General features: G+C 63.4%; 14 protein-coding genes. 8 read left to right on the top strand and 6 right to left on the bottom strand.

Features of this window, described 5'->3' with window-relative positions:
- Positions 1 to 90: 90 nt before the first annotated feature.
- The 5 genes from E8E78_RS05200 to E8E78_RS05180 all read left to right on the top strand — a co-directional run bounded on the left by E8E78_RS05200 (position 91) and on the right by E8E78_RS05180 (position 7,166).
- Entirely contained in the window at positions 91 to 330 is a 240-nt protein-coding gene (locus tag E8E78_RS05200) for a DUF3203 family protein (RefSeq protein ID WP_016499370.1), read from the top strand.
- Positions 331 to 451: 121 nt separating this feature from the next.
- Positions 452 to 1,855 (top strand): cytochrome c oxidase accessory protein CcoG, encoded by a 1,404-nt coding sequence (ccoG, locus tag E8E78_RS05195; protein ID WP_049276614.1) that lies wholly within the window; start codon positions 452 to 454, stop codon positions 1,853 to 1,855.
- A gap of 50 nt (positions 1,856 to 1,905) precedes the next feature.
- Positions 1,906 to 3,315, top strand: coding sequence for a GntR family transcriptional regulator MpaR (gene mapR, locus E8E78_RS05190; RefSeq protein WP_016499368.1), 1,410 nt, complete (start codon positions 1,906 to 1,908; stop codon positions 3,313 to 3,315).
- A 57-nt stretch (positions 3,316 to 3,372) separates the two neighbouring features.
- Positions 3,373 to 5,028 carry a PAS domain-containing sensor histidine kinase gene (locus tag E8E78_RS05185; protein WP_280313725.1) on the top strand — a complete coding sequence of 552 codons (1,656 nt, stop codon included), beginning with the start codon at positions 3,373 to 3,375 and terminating at the stop codon, positions 5,026 to 5,028.
- Between the two features lie 71 nt (positions 5,029 to 5,099).
- Positions 5,100 to 7,166, top strand: a complete 2,067-nt coding sequence (locus E8E78_RS05180) for a PAS domain-containing protein (protein WP_049276612.1) — start codon at positions 5,100 to 5,102, stop codon at positions 7,164 to 7,166.
- Positions 7,167 to 7,175: 9 nt separating this feature from the next.
- Here the strand turns inward: E8E78_RS05180 and E8E78_RS05175 are convergent, their stop codons facing one another.
- The 6 genes from E8E78_RS05175 to E8E78_RS05150 form a co-directional block, all read right to left on the bottom strand.
- Positions 7,176 to 7,922, bottom strand: coding sequence for an SDR family oxidoreductase (locus E8E78_RS05175; RefSeq protein WP_059395385.1), 747 nt, complete (start codon positions 7,920 to 7,922; stop codon positions 7,176 to 7,178).
- A gap of 104 nt (positions 7,923 to 8,026) precedes the next feature.
- Positions 8,027 to 9,562 carry a DHA2 family efflux MFS transporter permease subunit gene (locus tag E8E78_RS05170; protein ID WP_049274487.1) on the bottom strand — a complete coding sequence of 512 codons (1,536 nt, stop codon included), beginning with the start codon at positions 9,560 to 9,562 and terminating at the stop codon, positions 8,027 to 8,029.
- Positions 9,559 to 10,752: an HlyD family efflux transporter periplasmic adaptor subunit gene (locus E8E78_RS05165; RefSeq protein ID WP_016499363.1), complete on the bottom strand. Its 1,194-nt coding sequence runs from the start codon at positions 10,750 to 10,752 to the stop codon at positions 9,559 to 9,561. Before E8E78_RS05165 ends, E8E78_RS05170 begins: the two co-directional genes overlap by 4 nt.
- A gap of 30 nt (positions 10,753 to 10,782) precedes the next feature.
- The gene (locus E8E78_RS05160) at positions 10,783 to 11,256 is read right to left on the bottom strand and encodes a MarR family transcriptional regulator (RefSeq protein ID WP_016499362.1); all 474 of its coding nucleotides are present in this window, start codon (positions 11,254 to 11,256) and stop codon (positions 10,783 to 10,785) included.
- Positions 11,257 to 11,499: 243 nt separating this feature from the next.
- Positions 11,500 to 12,132, bottom strand: coding sequence for a response regulator (locus E8E78_RS05155; protein ID WP_049274488.1), 633 nt, complete (start codon positions 12,130 to 12,132; stop codon positions 11,500 to 11,502).
- Between the two features lie 9 nt (positions 12,133 to 12,141).
- Positions 12,142 to 13,548 carry an ATP-binding protein gene (locus E8E78_RS05150; protein WP_049274489.1) on the bottom strand — a complete coding sequence of 469 codons (1,407 nt, stop codon included), beginning with the start codon at positions 13,546 to 13,548 and terminating at the stop codon, positions 12,142 to 12,144.
- Between the two features lie 194 nt (positions 13,549 to 13,742).
- Here E8E78_RS05150 and E8E78_RS05145 point away from each other — a divergent pair, with 194 nt between their 5' ends.
- From E8E78_RS05145 to E8E78_RS05135, 3 genes are all read left to right on the top strand, one after another.
- The gene (locus E8E78_RS05145; protein WP_049274490.1) at positions 13,743 to 15,365 is read left to right on the top strand and encodes an acyl-CoA synthetase; all 1,623 of its coding nucleotides are present in this window, start codon (positions 13,743 to 13,745) and stop codon (positions 15,363 to 15,365) included.
- A gap of 167 nt (positions 15,366 to 15,532) precedes the next feature.
- Entirely contained in the window at positions 15,533 to 17,302 is a 1,770-nt protein-coding gene (locus tag E8E78_RS05140) for an acyl-CoA dehydrogenase C-terminal domain-containing protein (RefSeq protein ID WP_049274491.1), read from the top strand.
- 306 nt (positions 17,303 to 17,608) lie between these two features.
- Positions 17,609 to 18,604 (top strand): IS110 family transposase, encoded by a 996-nt coding sequence (locus E8E78_RS05135; protein WP_016497900.1) that lies wholly within the window; start codon positions 17,609 to 17,611, stop codon positions 18,602 to 18,604.
- The last annotated feature ends 20 nt before the right edge of the window (positions 18,605 to 18,624 follow it).

Raw genomic sequence — 18,624 nt, 5'->3', positions numbered from 1 at the left:
ACACAGGGCAAAGTGCCGCTCAGCCTGTCGATGCAGCAACCAGCCCCTCACTGTGGTCCACCCTGTAACCACCAGCAGGAGCACGTCACCATGCCCATTGAAATCGACGAAGCCACCCAACGCTGCACCTTGATCGGCGAAGACCTGCGCATCGAGGGTGATGGCCCCGATATCGAAATCATCACCGACGAACAACTGCGCATGTCTGTGGCCTTGCTCGCAGGCCAACGCGTGCCCATCACCGAATCCGAGGCCGATGCACTGACCGTGGCGGGTGCGGTGGATAGCCGCAGGCATCTGAAGACCAGCGTGCCAGGCTCGGTGATCTAAGGCCTGACGGGGCCGAGCGGTTAATCTGATACGGTTTTTATCGCAAAATCTGAGCCTGTGCTGATAACAGCCTCAGGGCCATAGTGCTCATGCCTGATCGAGGCCTGATGAGCACCGAACCATGAATAACAGAATCCCTTTTACAGAGATCGCCGCCGCCCCAGCCAGCCAACAACCGCGACGCATCGACAGCGGCATTCACACCCGCAGTTTTACCGGGCTGTACCGTAGCCTGCGCATCGGCTTTGCCGGGGCCTTGTTCGTGCTGTTTTTTGGCACTGCCTGGCTGAACTGGAATGGCCGCCAAGCCGTGCTGTGGGACTTGGGTGAAAGCAAATTCCACATCTTTGGCGCCACCTTCTGGCCACAGGATTTCATCCTGCTGTCGGCGCTGCTGATCATCTGCGCATTCGGCCTGTTCGCCATCACCGTGTACGCCGGCCGCGTGTGGTGCGGCTACAGCTGCCCACAAAGCACCTGGACCTGGCTGTTCATGTGGTGCGAAAAGGTCATAGAAGGTGACCGCAACCAGCGCATCAAGCTTGCCACCGCGCCGTGGAGCCTGAACAAACTGGCGCGCCGCACCCTGAAACACAGCCTGTGGCTGGCCATCGGTGTAGTCACCGGGCTGACCTTCGTCGGCTACTTCACCCCAATCCGCCCACTGGCCGCAGAACTGTTCACGTTGCAACTGGGCGGCGTGGCGCTGTTCTGGGTGCTGTTCTTTACCGCTGCCACCTACATAAACGCAGGCCTGCTGCGCGAAGCGGTGTGCCTGCACATGTGCCCGTATGCGCGCTTCCAGGCGGTGATGTTCGACAAGGACACCCTGGCGGTTGCCTACGACCCGCGCCGTGGTGAAGCCCGTGGCCCGCGCAAGAAAGGCAGTGACGTTGGCGCACAAGGCCTCGGCGACTGCATCGACTGCACGCTATGCGTGCAAGTGTGCCCTACCGGCATCGATATCCGCGATGGTTTGCAAATGGCCTGCATCGGATGCGCGGCGTGCATCGACGCCTGCGACGGGGTGATGGACAAGATGGGTTACGCCCGCGGGTTGATCGGTTACAAGTCCGAACACAGTTTGCAGGGCGGCACCACCCACTGGCTGCGCCCGCGCCTGCTGGGCTACGTCGCTGCGCTCGGGGTGATGATCGCAGCACTGGTGGTGGCCTTGCAGATGCGCCCGATGGTTTCGCTGGACGTGATCAAGGACCGCGGCCTGTTCCGGGAAAACGCCCAGGGCCAGATCGAGAACATTTACCTGCTCAAGGTCATCAACAAGACCGAGCGCACCCAGCACTATGCGCTGCGCCTGCTGGACGCTGACGGTTTCACCTTGCAGGGCACCACCGCATTGGTGATCCCGGCTGGCGAAATGAGCGAACTGCCGGTATCGGTGGCGATGCTGGCTGAGCGCCCGGCCAGCAGCTCGCAAACGCTGAGCTTCGAAATCAGCGAGCGCGACGACCCTGCCATCCGCAGCGTGGCCCAAAGCCGCTTCGTCGCACCGATGAACCGCTGATCCCTTACACTGACTCCACCTTGCCTGCCAGGCTTCGACAGAAGGCCAGAATGAAACGCTACGAACGCTTCGCCGACGACATTGCCGAACTGATCCGCTCCGGGGTCCTGGGCCCCGGCCAACGCGTGCCTTCGGTACGCTACGCCAGCCAGACCCACGGGGTCAGCCCGTCCACCGTGTTCCAGGCCTACTACCTGCTGGAGCGGCGCGGGCTGATCCGTGCCCGGCCGCGCTCGGGTTATTTCGTCAACGCCCACGCCCCGCGCCAGTTCAGCGAGCCGCAGGCATTGCAGCCGGTCAGCGAGTCGACGGACGTGGACGTCAGCGGCCTGGTGTTCTCGATCCTCGACTCGATCAAGGACCCCAACACCATACCGTTCGGCTCAGCCTTCCCCAGCCCCGAACTGTTTCCGCTGCAGCGCCTGTCGCGCTCGCTGGCCAGCGCCAGCCGCAGCATGGACCCTCGCATGGTGGTCACCGACCTGTCGCCCGGTAACCCGCAGCTGCGCCGGCAGATTGCCCTGCGCTACATGGTCGGTGGGCTGATGCTGCCGATGGAAGAGCTACTGATCACCAACGGTGCACTGGAAGCGTTGAACCTGTGCCTGCAGGCAGTTACCCAACCGGGCGACCTGGTGGCCATCGAGGCCCCCGCCTTCTATGCCTGCCTGCAAGTGCTGGAGCGGCTGAAGCTCAAGGCTGTGGAAATCCCCGTGCACCCGCGCGAAGGCATGGACCTGGGGGTACTGGCACAGACGCTGGAAAAGCACCCGGTAAAGGCCGTGTGGTGCATGACCAACTTCCAGAACCCGGTAGGCGCCAGCATGCCGGAGGCCAAGAAGCAGGCGCTGGTGGAACTGCTGGCGCGTCACCAGGTGCCGCTGATCGAAGACGACGTGTACGCCGAGCTGTACTACTCGCAGCAGGCGCCCAAACCGGCCAAGGCCTTCGACACCCAAGGCCTGGTCATGCACTGCGGCTCGTTCGCCAAAAGCCTGGCGCCCGGTTACCGCATTGGCTGGGTGGCGGCCGGGCGCTTTGCGCAGAAGATCGAGCGGCTGAAACTGATGACTTCGCTGTGTGCCTCGATGCCGGCCCAGGCAGCGATAGCCGACTACCTGCAACACGGTGGCTATGACCGCCACCTGCGCAAGCTACGCTACGCCCTTGAAGGCCAACAGGCCAACATGCTGGCCGCCATCGCCCGCCACTTCCCGGCGCAGACACGGGTCAGCCAGCCCTCGGGTGGCTACTTCCTGTGGCTGGAACTGCCCGAGCAGATGGATGCCCTCAAGCTGTTCCACATGGCCCTGGCCCAGGGCATCAGCATCGCCCCGGGGCCGATTTTTTCGCCCACCCGCCGCTTCGGCAACTGCATCCGCCTCAACTACGGCAGCCCCTGGCATGACGGTGCCGAACGGGCCATGGAGACGCTCGGGCGAATCATTCGCTCGTTCTGATCGCTACAAGCCTGAAGGGGGACTATAGTTGCCCGATCCGTTCATGGGGCTTGGGTCATGCAGCCAGATTCGCTTCCATCGATCACCCAACTGCAGGCGCGTGTCGCAGAACTGGAAGCATGCTTGGCAGAACGCGAAGACAGCGCCCATGCACACAACAAGCTGCTCGGTGAACTGCTCGACAACAGCCTGGCCAACGTGTTTGCCGCCGATCGTACGATGCGTCTGGTGGCCATCAACCGAACGGCTCGCGAAACCTTCCAGCGCCACCGCGGCTTCTTGCCGCAGATCGGCGATTACGTGCCGCAGTTCCTGACCAATCAGCCCGATATCATGAATCGGTTGGCCCCGGTTTGGCCGCGTGTGCTGGCCGGCGAAGCGTTTGTCGATACCGTCACCTTCGGTCCACCTGATGCGCCGCGCCATTACGAAATCCGCTACCACCCGATGCGCGATGCGCAGCAGCGGATCCAGGGCGGATACATGTTTGCCTATGACATCACCGAGCGCTTCGCCGAACAGCAACGCCTGCGCCAGGCCGAGGAGGCTCTGCGCCAGTCGCAGAAAATGGAAGCGGTCGGTCAGTTGACCGGCGGCATTGCCCACGACTTCAACAACCTGCTGGGCAGCCTGCTCGGCGCAGTGGAAATGGCCGAACGGCGCCTGGACCAACAACGCCGTGCCGACACCGCCCGCATGCTCGAACTCTGCCGCAGTACTGCCTTGCGCGCCGCTGCGCTGGTAAAGCGTCTGCTGGCCTTCTCGCGGCAGCAGACGCTGGTGCCGCAACCGGTTGATGTGCAATGCCTGGTAGCGGGCATGCAAGACCTGATCGTCAGCGCTATTGGCCAGCACATTGACTTTCACGACCGAACACTGGCCGGGCAATGGTCAATTCACGTCGATCCGCAGCAGCTGGAAAATGCTCTGCTGAACCTGTGCATCAATGCCCACGATGCCATGCCCCTGGGCGGTACGCTCAGCATCGCTTGTGCAAACAGCGACCTCGCCGTGGCTGAGGCCGGTCACTTGGACCTGCCTGCCGGGCGCTACTTGCACATTCGCGTTGCCGATAACGGCATGGGTATGTCCAGCACGGTGCGCCAGCGCGCCCTGGACCCTTTCTTCAGCACCAAGCCACTCGGTCAAGGTACCGGCTTGGGGTTGTCCATGGTCTATGGCTTTGTCCGCCAGTCCGGCGGGCAGTTGCAGATCGAAAGCGCGCCTGGGCAAAGCACCTGCGTTCATCTGTACTTCCCCCTGGAGGCAAGCATCGCTGCCTGCAGCCAGCCTGTGCCACTCACCACCGGCGTCGAGCTTTCTGCCCCCCGCGTGCAGCGAATCATGCTAGTGGAAGACCAGCCAGCCATGCGCCTGGTGCTTGTCGAAGTACTGACTGAACTAGGCCATGAAGTACAGGCTTTCGACCGTGGGCGCCCGGCGCTTGAGGCTATGCATGCGGGCGTACCTCCGGACTTGCTGATCACGGATGTCGGCCTGCCCGGTGGAATCGACGGATATCAGCTGGCAGAAGCGTTTCAAACGCTTGTAGCCAAAGCGCCCGTTCTGCTGATTACCGGCTATGACCCTGCCGAGATCCCGATCAGTAGCCGGCCGGACAGGCGCACCGAGGTGCTGTGCAAACCGTTCAACCTGCAAAGCCTTGGCCAGCGAATTGACCACCTGTTGGGGATTGCCACGCCGCGACGCTGACCGCCTATCCGCCTATCCGCCTGCGGGTGAACGCGTTAAAGTCTGCGCATCCTTTTTCGTCGGACGTCGGCATGCCATCCCGTGACCTGCTCACACTGCGTCAACAAGTCGAAGCCCTGCAACGGCGCAACGCGCTGCTGGAAGCACAGCTCGCCAGCTTTCAAGACCAGGATCAGGACTTTTACCGGTCGTTGTTCGACACCATGGACGAAGGCTTTTGCATCATCGAGTTCTTTGACGGCCCACATGGCCCGCTGAGTGACTATGTGCATGTGCTAGCCAATGCGGCCTATGCCAAGCACGCCGGCATCCCCGACGTGGTCGGGCAGAAACTGCGCGAGATGGTGCCTGATGAGGCCGATGACTGGGTGGCCCGCTATGGCGCAGTGCTTCGCACAGGCGAACCGCTGCACTTCGAGCAGGAGCTGGTCGCCACCGGCCATGTGCTGTCGGTGACCACGTTTCGCGTAGAGCCTGCAGAGAGACGCCAGGTAGCCGTGCTGTTCAAGGATGTCACCGAACGCCGGCGTGCAGAGCAGGCCCTGCAGCGCCTCAACGAAGAACTGGAACAGCGGGTGAATGCCGCACTGGCGGAGCGACGCTTGTTTGCCGAATTGGTCGATCACAGCGTGGTCAATGTGCATGTGGTGGACAAGGGCCTGCGCTGGCTGGCTGTGAACCGCCAGGCCAAGGATGACTTCCACCTGCTGTACGGAAGGACACCAGAAATCGGCGACTACCTGCCCGGGCTGTTCGAAGACGGAGGCGCTGGCCAGACACCTATTCTGCCAATGTGGCAGCGCGCCCTGGCTGGCGAGCAGTTCATCGAAATTGGCACCTTCGGCAAGCCTCCCATGCTGCGCCATTACGAATTGCGCTTCAACGCCTTGCGCGACCCAAAAGGCGAGATACAAGGCGCGTTCCTGTTTGCTTATGACATCAGTGAACGGGTGCAAGAGCAGGAACGCCTGGCCAAGGCCGAAGAAGCACTGCGCCAGGCACAGAAGATGGAGGCCGTAGGCCAGCTCAGTGGCGGCATTGCCCACGACTTCAATAATCTGCTGGGTGGCATCCTTGGCGCCCAGGAACTGATGCGTCAACGCCTGGACCAGTCACGCTTCGACGCCCTGGAGCCCTTGCTGGAGCTGTCCAGCGGCTCGGCGCGGCGGGCCTCTTCGCTGGTGCACCGGCTGCTGGCGTTCTCTCGCCAGCAGACTCTGCAGCCCTGCTCCACACAAGTGGCCACGTTGGTTGCCGGCATGGAGGACCTTCTGCGGCGCACCATCGGCCCTGCCGTTAGCCTGAGCAGCCGCTTCGCCAGCCAGCTGTGGCCAACCTTCATCGACCCGCCTCAACTGGAAAGCGCCCTGCTCAACATCTGCATCAACGCCCGCGATGCCATGCCTGCGGGTGGTGTGATCGAGATCATTGGCGATAACCTGATGCTTGACGACGAGCAGGCCCAGGCAGTGGAGCTGCCAGGCGGCGAGTATGTGCGGCTGAGTATCCTCGACAACGGCAAGGGCATGTCGGCTGAAGTGGCCGAGCGCGCAGTCGACCCGTTCTTCACCACCAAACCGATGGGCCAGGGAACCGGGCTGGGTCTGTCCATGACTTACGGCTTCGTGCGTCAGTCGGGTGGGCAATTACGCGTGCTGTCGGTGCTTGGCGAAGGCACCCGCATCGAGCTGCTGCTACCCCGCCACGACGAGCAACCCAAGGCCCCTGCCGGCAAACCGCAGCGCACGCCTTTGCAAAGAAGCAGCGCGGCTGCGAAGCGCATTCTGTTGATCGAAGACCAGACCGCCTTGCGCCTGGTGGTGGGCGAAGTGCTGGAAGAGCTGGGCTATCGGGTGGACGCCTTCGAGAATGGCCCGACCGCCCTCGCCCACCTGCAAAGCGGCGAACGGCCAGACCTGCTGCTGAGCGATATCGGGCTGCCGGGTGGCCTAAATGGCCGCCAGGTGGCCGAGCGCTGCCGTGTGCGCTACCCAGACCTCAAGGTGCTGTTCATCACCGGTTACGATGAGAGCGCGGCGCTCAGCGACGGCCAGCTGTTGCAGGGTACCTCGGTGCTGACCAAGCCGTTCGAGCTGGACACACTCGCCGAGCGGGTACGCGAGCTGCTGGGGGATTGACGGGCGCGCTCAGCGCCCGCCGCTCAGGTCGATGAAACTGCCGGTGGAATAGGACGCTTTGTCCGAGAGCAGCCAGAGAATGGCTTCGGCCACTTCCTCGGGGCGCCCGCCGCGCCCCATGGGCAAACCGGGCTCAAGCTTGCTGACCCGGTCGGGGTCGCCGGACAAGGCATGGAACCCTGTGTGGATGTAGCCTGGGCGAACGCCATTGACCCGCACGCCCTCGCCTGCCACTTCTTTTGCCAGGCCGATGGTGAAGGTGTCGAGCGCGCCCTTGGAGGCGGCATAGTCGACATATTCGTTGGGCGAGCCCAGGCGCGCAGCCATCGATGACACGTTGACAATGGCCCCGCCGTGCCCACCATGCCGATGCGCCATGCGCAACAAGGCGTGCTTGGCGCAGAGCATGGGGCCGACGACGTTGGTTTTCATGATCTTCAGCAGGCGGAACTCGGACATTTCCTCGACACGGCTCTGCTGGCCGATGGTGCCGGCGTTGTTGACCAGTGCGGTGACCGGGCCGAGCTCTTCGTCGACGCGCTGAAACAGGTGGATGATCTCATCCTCGACGCTGACGTCGGCGCGCACGGCGATAGCCTCGGCGCCCAGGGCGCGGACCTGGCCGAGGAGGGTTTCGGCGGCCTGGTCGTCGGCGTGGTAGTTGATGCAGATGCGGTAGCCCTGGCGTGCCGCCAACAGCGCCGTGGCGGCACCGATACCGCGGCTGCCGCCGGTGATGACGATGACGTTCTCCATGATTATGCCAATCGCTTGGGAAAGGGAGGATCGACAATAGGCGAAAAGGCTACAGATGGGAATGACCGAGGTCAGCTCACACAACCGTGGCCGTGTGATTTAGCTCAATGCCCCGCCGATGCCGGCCCGGCCTTGGCAGTGAACGGTGGCTTGGCGAACCACACCAGCAGGATCAACCCGGCAAACACCCAGGTCATCAGGGTGAAGTAGTCCACTGTCGACATCATGTAAGCCTGCCCGTTGAGTATCTGCTCCAGCTGCGCATAACTCTGCGGGCTGGCCCCACCCAACTGCTCAAGCGTATGCCGCGTCGCCGGGTCGAACTGGCTGATGTTTTCGCTGAGATAAGCATGATGCTGGTCCGCCCGGCGAATCCAGATCCACGTCGTCAACGACGCCGCAAAACTCCCGCCCAAGGTACGCAGGAAGGTCGCAAGCCCCGAACCGTCGGCAATCTGGTGCGGCGGCAGGTCGGATAGCAGGATGCTCAAGGTCGGCATGAAGAACAACGCCACGCCAATGCCCATGAACAGCTGCACCAAGGCCACATGCTGGAAGTCCACCTCGCTGGTGAACCCGGCACGCATGTAGCAACTGGTGCCGATCGCCAGGAACGCCAGCCCCGCCAGCACACGCAGATCGAAGCGGTGCGCGTACTTGCCCACGAACGGCGACATGATCACCGGCAGCAAGCCGATCGGCGCCACCGCCAAGCCCGCCCAGGTGGCGGTGTAGCCCATCTGCGTCTGCAACCATTGCGGCAGGATGAGGTTGATACCGAAGAACCCCGCATAACCGCCGACCAGCACGATGGTGCCGACGCGGAAGTTGCGGTGCACGAACAGGCGCAGGTTGACCACCGGGTGGCGGTCGGTCAGTTCCCAGATCACGAACACCGCCAGGAACACCACCGAAATCAGGCTACCGATAATGATGAACGACGACTCGAACCAGTCCAGGTCGTTGCCTTTGTCGAGCACGACCTGCAACGCCCCGACACCGACAATCAGCGTCAGCAAGCCGATGTAGTCCATCGGCTGGCGGCTGGTGACCACAGGCCGGGCACGCATCTGCTGGCGCACCACAGCGGCGGCAAACAGGCCAATGGGCACGTTGATGAAGAAGATCCACGGCCAGCTGTAACTGTCGGTGATCCAGCCCCCCAGGATCGGCCCGGCAATGGGCGCCACCACCGTGACCATCGCCAGCAGCGCCAGGGCCATCCCCCGCTTGGCCGGGGGGTAGACGGCAATCAGCAAGGTCTGGGTCATCGGGTACAACGGCCCGGCGACCACGCCCTGCAATATGCGGAAACCGACCAGCTCGGGCATCGACTGGGCGATACCGCACAGGAACGACGCCAGCACGAACAACAACGTGGCCCAGATGAACAGTTTCACTTCGCCAAACCGCCGGCTGAGCCAGCCAGTCAACGGCAAGGCGATGGCATTGCTCACCGCGAACGAGGTAATGACCCAGGTGCCCTGCTCGTAACTCACCCCCAGGTTGCCGGAAATGGTCGGCAATGCCACGTTGGCGATGGTGGTGTCGAGCACCTGCATGAACGTCGCCAGCGACAGCCCGATGGTGGTCAGCAGCAGGCTCGGCGGCGTGAACTGGGCAGCGGCGTTGTTGCTCATCGCTGGGCCGTCTTGCCGGTTGCGCTGTTGTCGTGGATCAACCGGGCGATCAGGTTGTCGGCTTCGACCAACTGACGGTCATACACCTGGGTGGTGTAGCTGGCCTGCTGTGGGGGCTGCTGGGCCAGGGCCGGGCCGCTTTGGTCATGCAGGTCGACTTCTACTACGGTGGACAGGCCAATGCGCAGTGGGTGGTCCTTGAGCTGATCGGGGCTCAGGTGAATACGCACGGGGACGCGCTGGACAATCTTGATCCAGTTGCCGGTGGCGTTCTGTGCCGGCAACAGGGCGAAGGCACTGCCGGTACCGGCGCCAAGGCTGTCGACCGTGCCGCTGTACTTGACCTCGCTGCCGTAGAGGTCGGCGCTGATCTGCACCGGCTGGCCGATGCGCATCTCACGCAGCTGGGTTTCCTTGAAGTTGGCGTCGATCCACACCTGGTCCAGCGGGATCACCGCCATGGTCGCGGTGCCTGGCTGCAGGCGCTGGCCCAGTTGCACAGTACGCTTGGCAACGTAACCGGTAACCGGTGCCACCAGGGTGGTGCGAGCGTGGTCGAGGTAAGCCTGGCGCAGGTCGGCGGCGGCGGCCATTACCTCGGGGTGCGAGGAAACCACGGTGTCGTCGACCAGCGCGCTGCTGGTGCTGAGCTGCTGACGTGCGCTGTTGACAGCGGCCTGGGCGACACTCAGGTCGTCGCGGGCGTGGGACAGCTCTTCTGCAGCAATCGCCCCGCTATCTGCCAGCACCTTGCGCCGGTTGAAGTCCTGCTGGGCTTTGCGCAGTTCGGCCTGGCGGGTTTCCAGCTGGGCCTTGAGCGAGTCGACATTGCTGTACAGCCCGCGCACCTGACGCACGCTGCGTGCCAGCTTGGCTTCGGCAGACTGCAGGGCCACCTCGCTGTCGGCCGGGTCGAATTGCAGCAACACCTGGCCGGCATGGACCAGGTCGCCGTCATCGGCACCGATGCTGGTGACGGTGCCGGTGACTAGCGGGGTGATCTCCACCACGTTGCCGTTGACGTAGGCATCGTCGGTGCTTTCGTGCCAGCGCCCCACCAGGCTGTACCAGGCCCAGGTGCATGCACCGGCAAGTACCAGCAACAGCAGCAGGCCAAGCAGCCAGGCCTTGCGCTTGCGCGACGGCTCGGGCGCGGCGGAGGGAGTCGGGGTATCTGCGGGAGTAGCCATGACAATACCTTGGATAATTCGTGACAGGGTTCAACGGTCGCCAAAGCGGCGGATCGTCAACGGGTCGCCAGCACCGAGCAGGACCTTGGCCAGCAGGCCTTCCAGGGCCTTGAGCTCATCGGGCGCCAGCACGCCGCACAACTCGTTCATGGCGGCAGCGCCAATTTCCGGGAGGCGGTCGGCCAGGCGCTGGCCATCGGCGGTGAGCGCCAGGCGCACCAGGCGGCGGTCGTCGGCGCAGCGGTTGCGCACAATCAGCTCCTTCTGCTCTAGCCGGTCCAGCATGCGGGTCATCGAACCGCTGTCCAGGCCCAGGTAGCGGCACAGCTCGGCCGGGGTATCCACCTGGTACTGGGTGACGATGATCAGCACCTTGAACTGCGCTGCGGTGACGCCCTCTGATTCGAGGTGCCAGTCGAGAATGCGGTCCTTCAGGATTGCCGCGCGGCCAAGCAGCATGCCGATGGCGCAGGTCTGGAAGTTTTCGGGGGAGAAGTGGGCCATCGGAGGCTGCTCGGGCAATTGTGTGAAAATATTACTGCCTAGGCAGTGAATGTCAAAGCCTTGATTAGCTAGCTATGGAAAATTTCATGCTTTGAGCCTGAAATACGGCCCTTGTAGGAGCGGCCTTGTGCCGCGATGGGGCGCGAAGCGGCCCCAGTTTTGTGCCAGGGCAGCAATTTTTGGGGCCGCTTTGCCGCCCATCGCGGCACAAGGCCGCTCCTACAAGGGCCTGCGTCAGGGCGGTTAATGCGCCCGCAGGCCCAGCGCCTCAACCGCTCCGCAGGCAATCGCCATGCCTACCAGCTCTGCCAGGCTGCCCGCCTGCAGCCGCTTCATCACCCGGCCGCGGTAAAGGTCGACGGTCTTCACACTGATGCCCAGTTGCTCAGCAATCTCGCGGTTGCTCAACCCTTGGGCCAACGGCACGAAAACGTCGCGCTCACGCGGCGTCAGGCTGTCGATGCGCACTTGCACCAAGGCCAGCGCCTGATCGCCCTGCCGCGCCCGCCCGGCGTGCTCCAGCGCCGCCTGCACGCTGTCGAGCAGCAACTGGTCGTTATAGGGCTTTTCGATGAAATCACAGGCGCCAGCCTTGAATGCCCGCACCACGATCGGCACATCGGCATGGCCGCTGACGAAGATCACCGGCAGCGCCAGGCCACGCTCGCGCATCGCCTGCTGGACGGCCAACCCGCCCAGCCCCGGCATACGCACATCCAGCAGCACACAGGCGGGCCCATCGTCGACGCAGGCATCGAGAAACGCTTGCCCGCTGGCGAACGGCAAGGCTTGCAGGCCCACCGACTGTAACAGCCAGACTGTCGAATCGCGCATACCCTGGTCGTCATCAACCACATACACTTTTGCTTGCACCACCGCCCCCCTTTACGCCCTGCTGACTGCCAGCCGGCAGCACAGTACCAAACCGCCGTTATCACCCGCGCGCGCCCACAGGCTGCCGCCAAAGCCTTCGATCAGGCTGCGGCTCATGCTTAAACCCAGGCCCAGGCCGTCAGCCTTGCTGGTGGTGAACGGCGTGAAGATTTCATCCAGGCGCTCCGGCGCTACACCCGGGCCCTGGTCGGCCACCTCGACCAGCACACCATCGCCGTCCCGCGCGGCGCCGAGCAGGATACGTGACGGCTGGTCGCCGTGCAGCTCACGGTTGGCATCGATGGCATTGCGCAACAGGTTAAGCAGCACCTGTTCCAGCAATACCCGGTCGGCATACACCGAAGGCAGCTGCGCACTCACGCGCAGCTCGACCAGCACCTGGTCGCGCGCGGCCTCCCAGGCGCACAGCCGCATGGCTTCGCCGGCCACTTCGGCCACGTCCAGCGCCTGCAGCCGCCGTGGCCCTTTGCGCAGGAAGGCGCGCAGGCGGCGGATCACTTCAGCGGCGTGGGTGGCCTGCTCGCGGATACGCAGCAGGCCCTGCCCTACCCGCTCGCGGGCCTGGGGATCACCCTCCAGGCCCTGCAGGTAACGCTGGCTGGCGTTGGCGTAGTTGACCACCGCCGCCAGTGGCTGGTTGATCTCGTGGGCAATGCCTGAAGCCAGCTCGCCGAGGGTGGCCAACCGTGCACTGTGCGCCAGGCTTTCCTGGGCTTCGATGCGCAAGGTGATGTCGCGGGACACGCTGACCACCTCCACCACCGAGCCGGTGTAGGTTTCGCGGATGGCCCGGCTGGCAATTTCAAACCAGCGATAGCCGCCACAGGCCTGGCGCACCCGGCAGGTCATTGTGTGATAGCCATCGTGGTCCAGGGCAGCGGCCGCCTGGCGCAGCACCTGGCGGCGCTCACGCGGGTGCAGCAGGGTATGCACGGCTATGCCACGCAATTGCTCGGGCCACAGGCCGAGCAGGCGAAACGCTGCTGGCGAGGCATCCAGGAAACGGCCATCCGGGCTGTGCCGGGAGATCAGGTCGGTGGTGTTTTCAATGATCAGCCGGTACAGGCGCCGGGCGCGGCTGGCCTCGCGTGCACCACGGCGTTCTTCGCTGGCGTCGCGACAGCGCCCGAGCACCTGCTGGCCCTGGTCATCCGGAATGAAAGACCACAGCACGGTGCGCTCCCCCACTTGCACCTCGACGTCGGCAATCGCCCGGTTCTGGCGCAAGCACGCACGCACCAGGGCGGCACAGTTGGCCGGCAGCCAGCTGGTCAGCGCCGGGCCTTCGTCAATCCACGCTTGCAGCGCCGCGTTGAGTACCAGTGGCTTGGCGTCGGCTGCCAGCATAAGGCTGGGTTGTGGGTCTTTGGCAAGCAAGGGGTAAGCAGTCTCGTCCACGGTAGGCGGCTCGTTGTTATAGTAGTTTTACTATATTGCTATAGTCGATATTCCTACTACCATAGCGACTCGCGTAAAACTGCGACAGAGGGAGCGACCCACCGTCCGCCTCCCTGCACCCTGAACAGAGCTAACAATCAGCCATCGGGGGCCAAGCGCATAAGCAGCGCCTGCCTCCCTTACAGGATTACCGCATGTCGATCTATGCCCAGGGCCTGATGCCCGCTGCCGTCAACCATGTCGCCCTCACCCCGCTAAGTTTCATCGAACGCACCGCCGCCGTGTACGGCAACTACCCGGCGGTGATCCACGGTGCCATCCGCCGCAACTGGCAAGAAACCTACCAACGCTGCAGGCGCCTGGCCAGCGCCCTTGCAGGCCGTGGCATAGGGCGTGGCGACACGGTGGCGGTGATGCTGCCCAACACCCCGGCGATGCTCGAAGCGCACTTCGGTGTGCCCATGACCGGCGCCGTGCTCAACACCCTGAACGTGCGCCTGGACGCCGAGGCCATCGCCTTCATGCTGCAGCATGGTGAAGCCAAGGTGCTGATTACCGACCGCGAGTTCCATGCGGTGATCGAGGCCGCCCTGGCGTTGCTCGAGCACCCGCCCCTGGTGGTGGATGTGGATGACCCGGAGTACGGCGAAGGCCGTGCGGTCAGCGCGCTGGACTATGAAGCCCTGCTCGCCGAAGGCGACCCGGAATTTGCCTGGGAATGGCCGGATGACGAGTGGCAGGCCATTTCGCTCAACTACACCTCCGGCACCACCGGCAACCCCAAGGGCGTGGTCTACCACCACCGCGGCGCCTACCTTAACGCGCTGGGCAACCAGATGACCTGGGCCATGGGCCACCGCCCGGTGTACCTGTGGACCTTGCCCATGTTCCACTGCAACGGCTGGTGCTACCCCTGGACCATCACCGCCCTGGCCGGCACGCACGTGTTCCTGCGCCGGGTCGACCCGCAGAAGATCCTGACCCTGATCCGCGAACACCGGGTCACCCACCTGTGCGGCGCCCCGATTGTGCTCAACGCCCTGGTCAACATGCCCGAGGCAGCCAAAGCCGCCATCGAGCACCCGGTACAGGCCATGGTCGCCGGCGCCGCACCACCGGCCAAGGTCATTGGCGCCGTGGAAGAGATGGGCATCCACGTCACCCACACCTACGGCCTGACCGAAGTCTATGGCCCGGTGACCGTGTGTGCCTGGCATGACGAGTGGAACGAACTGTCGCTGGAAGAGCGTGCGCGAATCAAGTCACGTCAGGGCGTGCGCTACCCGACCCTGGACGGGTTGATGGTGGCCGACCCGCAGACACTCGAGCCGGTGGCACGCGATGGCAACACGCTGGGCGAGATCTTCATGCGCGGCAACACCGTGATGAAGGGCTACCTGAAAAACCCCGAAGCCACCGCCGAAGCGTTCCGTGGCGGCTGGTTCCACACCGGTGACCTGGCCGTGTGGCATGCCGACGGCTATGTCGAGATCAAGGACCGCCTCAAGGACATCATCATTTCCGGTGGCGAGAACATCTCCACCATTGAAGTCGAGGACGCCCTGTACAAACACCCGGCAGTGCTTGAAGCCGCCGTGGTGGCGCGCCCGGATGAAAAGTGGGGAGAAACCCCGTGCGCGTTCATTGCCCTGAAGCCAGGCCGGGAGGACACCCGCGAAGCCGACATCACCGGCTGGTGCCGCGAGCACCTGGCCGGTTTCAAGGTGCCGAAGACCGTGGTGTTTGGCGAGTTGCCCAAGACCTCCACCGGCAAGATCCAGAAGTACGTCCTGCGCGACCGGGCCAAAGCCCTCTGAAGCCGTAACGGCCTCGACGTTTCTCTGTAGGAGCAGCCTTGTGCTGCGAAGAGGCCCTCACCGGCGAAGACGACCTTCAGCCCTGCCGGCCCTTCGCAGCACAAGGCTGCTCCTACACGGGTACGGCGCAACCTTCACAGATATCCTCTTCACTTCAAGAGCCCCTGATGACCACTTACTCCGCCCCCCTGCGCGACATGCGCTTCGTCCTGCATGACGTGTTCAACGCCCCGGCCCTGTGGGCCCGCCTGCCCGCCCTGGCCGAGCGCATCGATGCCGACACCGCCGACGCGATCCTGGAAGAAGCAGCCAAAGTGACTGGCCAGCTGATCGCCCCGCTCAGCCGTAACGGCGACGAGCAAGGTGTGCGCTTCGACGCCGGCCAGGTCACCACGCCAGACGGTTTTCGCGAAGCCTGGCAGACCTACCGCGAAGGCGGCTGGGTCGGCCTGGGCGGCAACCCGGCATTTGGCGGCATGGGCATGCCGAAAATGCTAGGGGTGCTGTTCGAAGAAATGCTCTACGCCGCCGACTGCAGCTTCAGCCTGTATTCGGCGTTGAGCGCGGGCAGTTGCCTGGCAATCGATGCCCACGCCAGCGAAACGCTCAAGGCAACTTACTTGCCGCCTCTGTACGAAGGCCGCTGGGCCGGCACCATGTGCCTGACCGAGCCTCACGCCGGCACCGACCTGGGGCTGATCCGCAGCCGCGCCGAACCCCAGGCCGACGGCAGCTATCGCATCAGCGGCAGCAAGATTTTCATCACCGGCGGCGAGCAGGACCTGACCGAGAACATCATCCACCTGGTGCTGGCAAAGCTGCCGGATGCGCCCGCCGGCGCCAAAGGCATCTCGCTGTTCCTTGTGCCGAAATACCGGGTCGAGGCCGATGGCCGACTGGGCGCGCGCAATGCCGCCCACTGCGGTTCGATCGAGCACAAGATGGGCATCAAGGCTTCGGCCACCTGCGTGATGAACTTCGATGATGCCGAGGGTTACCTGGTGGGCGAGCCGAACAAGGGCCTGGCGGCCATGTTCACCATGATGAACTACGAGCGCCTGTCCATCGGCATCCAGGGCATCGGTTGTGCCGAAGCGTCCTACCAGAGCGCCGCCCGGTACGCCAACGAGCGCCTGCAAAGCCGCGCCGCCACTGGCCCGCAGGCGCAGGACAAGGCTGCTGACCCGATCATCCACCACGGTGATGTACGGCGCATGCTGCTGACCATGCGCACCCTAACCGAAGGTGGCAGGGCGTTTGCCGCCTATGTCGGCCAGCAACTGGACCTGGCGCGTTACGCCGAAGACGCCGGTGAACGTGAGCACGCTCAGCGCCTGGTGGCACTATTGACCCCAGTGGCCAAGGCCTTCTTCACCGACAACGGCCTGGAAAGCTGCGTGCTCGGCCAGCAGGTATACGGTGGCCATGGTTACATCCGCGAATGGGGACAGGAGCAGCGGGTGCGCGATGTGCGCATTGCGCAAATCTATGAAGGTACCAACGGTATCCAGGCGCTCGACCTGCTGGGGCGCAAGGTACTGGGGGACGGTGGCCAGGCACTGGCCAGCTTCGCCGCCGAAGTACGTGCTTTCAGTGTAGATGCACCGCTGCACCGCGAGGCCTTGCAGGCGAGCCTGGCGCGGCTGGAGGCTACCAGCGCCTGGCTGCGGGCACGGGCAGGCGAGGATGCCAACCTGGTCAGTGCGGTGGCGGTGGAGTACCTGCAGCTGTTCGGGCTGACGGCATATGCCTACATGTGGGCGCGGATGGCGGCAGTGGCCTTGGCCAGGCGTGAGGAAGATGACGCGTTTCATGGGGCCAAGCTTGCATGTGCGGCGTTCTTCTTCCAGCGTGTGCTGCCGCGTGGTCTGGGGCTGGAAGCCAGTATCAGGGCGGGCAGCGGCAGCCTTTATGGGCTGGAGGCGGCGCAGTTCTGAAAGACCTCTGGGGGCGCTTCGCGCCCCTTTCGCGACGCAAGGCTGCTCCTTGTATGTTGTGCCTAGCCTGATGAGAGAGGTTATTCTCGTCAGGCTATAGAAGCACTTCCGGGGAGGCCGATCGCTCCTGAAGGCAGGGTTTGCCCCTGACCTTGTCTGTAGAGAGGCCCCCCGCCTCATTGCCCACTACGAAGAGTATCGAGAAGCCGACAAGTCGGACTTCGCATTACAAGGTTGCAGCGGCATGAAGTTCGAGGTCGGGGAACCGGAGGCCATTGTTACCTAACTCGCTTGGGAGTGGGAAGAATGAATGTCTGTGTGGGCCTGGATATTGGTTCTCGTACGTCGATCGTTGGGGTGCGTAAAGATGGGCGTCCCGCTGGACAGTGGGATATCGCTCAAACCCCTGCTGGTCGTAAGGCAGCGGTGAAAAAGCTGCAGGCGCTCAAGCCCAAGTCGATCGTGATGGAGGCGACCGGAATCTATTACCTGGACCTGGCCCTTGAGCTGCATGCTGCGGACCTTCCTGTTTCGGTGATCAACCCCAAGAGCTTCCATAATTTCGCCAAGCTGATGCTGGTGAACAGTAAAACTGACTCGATAGATGCTCAGTTGCTGTCCGAGTACGGTGAACGTATGACACCGCGCTTGTGGACACCGCCAAGCTCCGTACAGCTTGAGCTGAGGGCTCTTGGCCGGCACATCAATCGTCTGGTCGGGCACCGCACCAGGGCGAAGAATGAGCTGCATGCATTGCAGGCGACCGCTACGACCGTGTCGATGCTGATCGAAGATCAAGAGGAAGCGATTGCCACTTTGGACAATCGCATTGAGCGTTTCCGCAAAGCCGGACGTGAGTTGATCGCTCAGTGTCCGACGCTTAACCGGCAGTACAAGCAGTTACTAGCGGGCCCGGGAATGGGAGAAGTCTCGGCACTTGCTGCCTTGGCTGAGCTGACCACCCTTCCTCAAATGCTCAAGTCCTCTCAGGTCGCTCGTCATGCTGGTCTAGATGTTCGACAGACACAGTCGGGGACAAGCATTGATAAACCTGGTCGGCTCGGCAAAAGCGGGAATGCCTATTTACGGGCGGCCATGTACATGCCGGCGCTGACGGCGGTGCGCTGCGATCCTTACGCGAAGGCCTTTTATGAATCGCTGGTCAGCAGGGGGAAGAAAAAAATGCAAGCGATCGCCGCTGTCATGCGCAAGTACCTGACAGGCATATGGGCATGCATGCGCGGCGATGAACCATTTGATACGGCCAAGCTTTTCAGCTCTGAACACCTTAGAAAAGCTTGACCGCCAACAGAGTATCTACA

This window comes from Pseudomonas sp. BN505, assembly GCF_029873175.1.
Lineage (GTDB): Bacteria > Pseudomonadota > Gammaproteobacteria > Pseudomonadales > Pseudomonadaceae > Aquipseudomonas > Aquipseudomonas putida.
The sequence above is the reverse complement of the archived record's forward strand: the minus strand, read 5'-3'. Positions and strand labels throughout refer to the sequence as shown.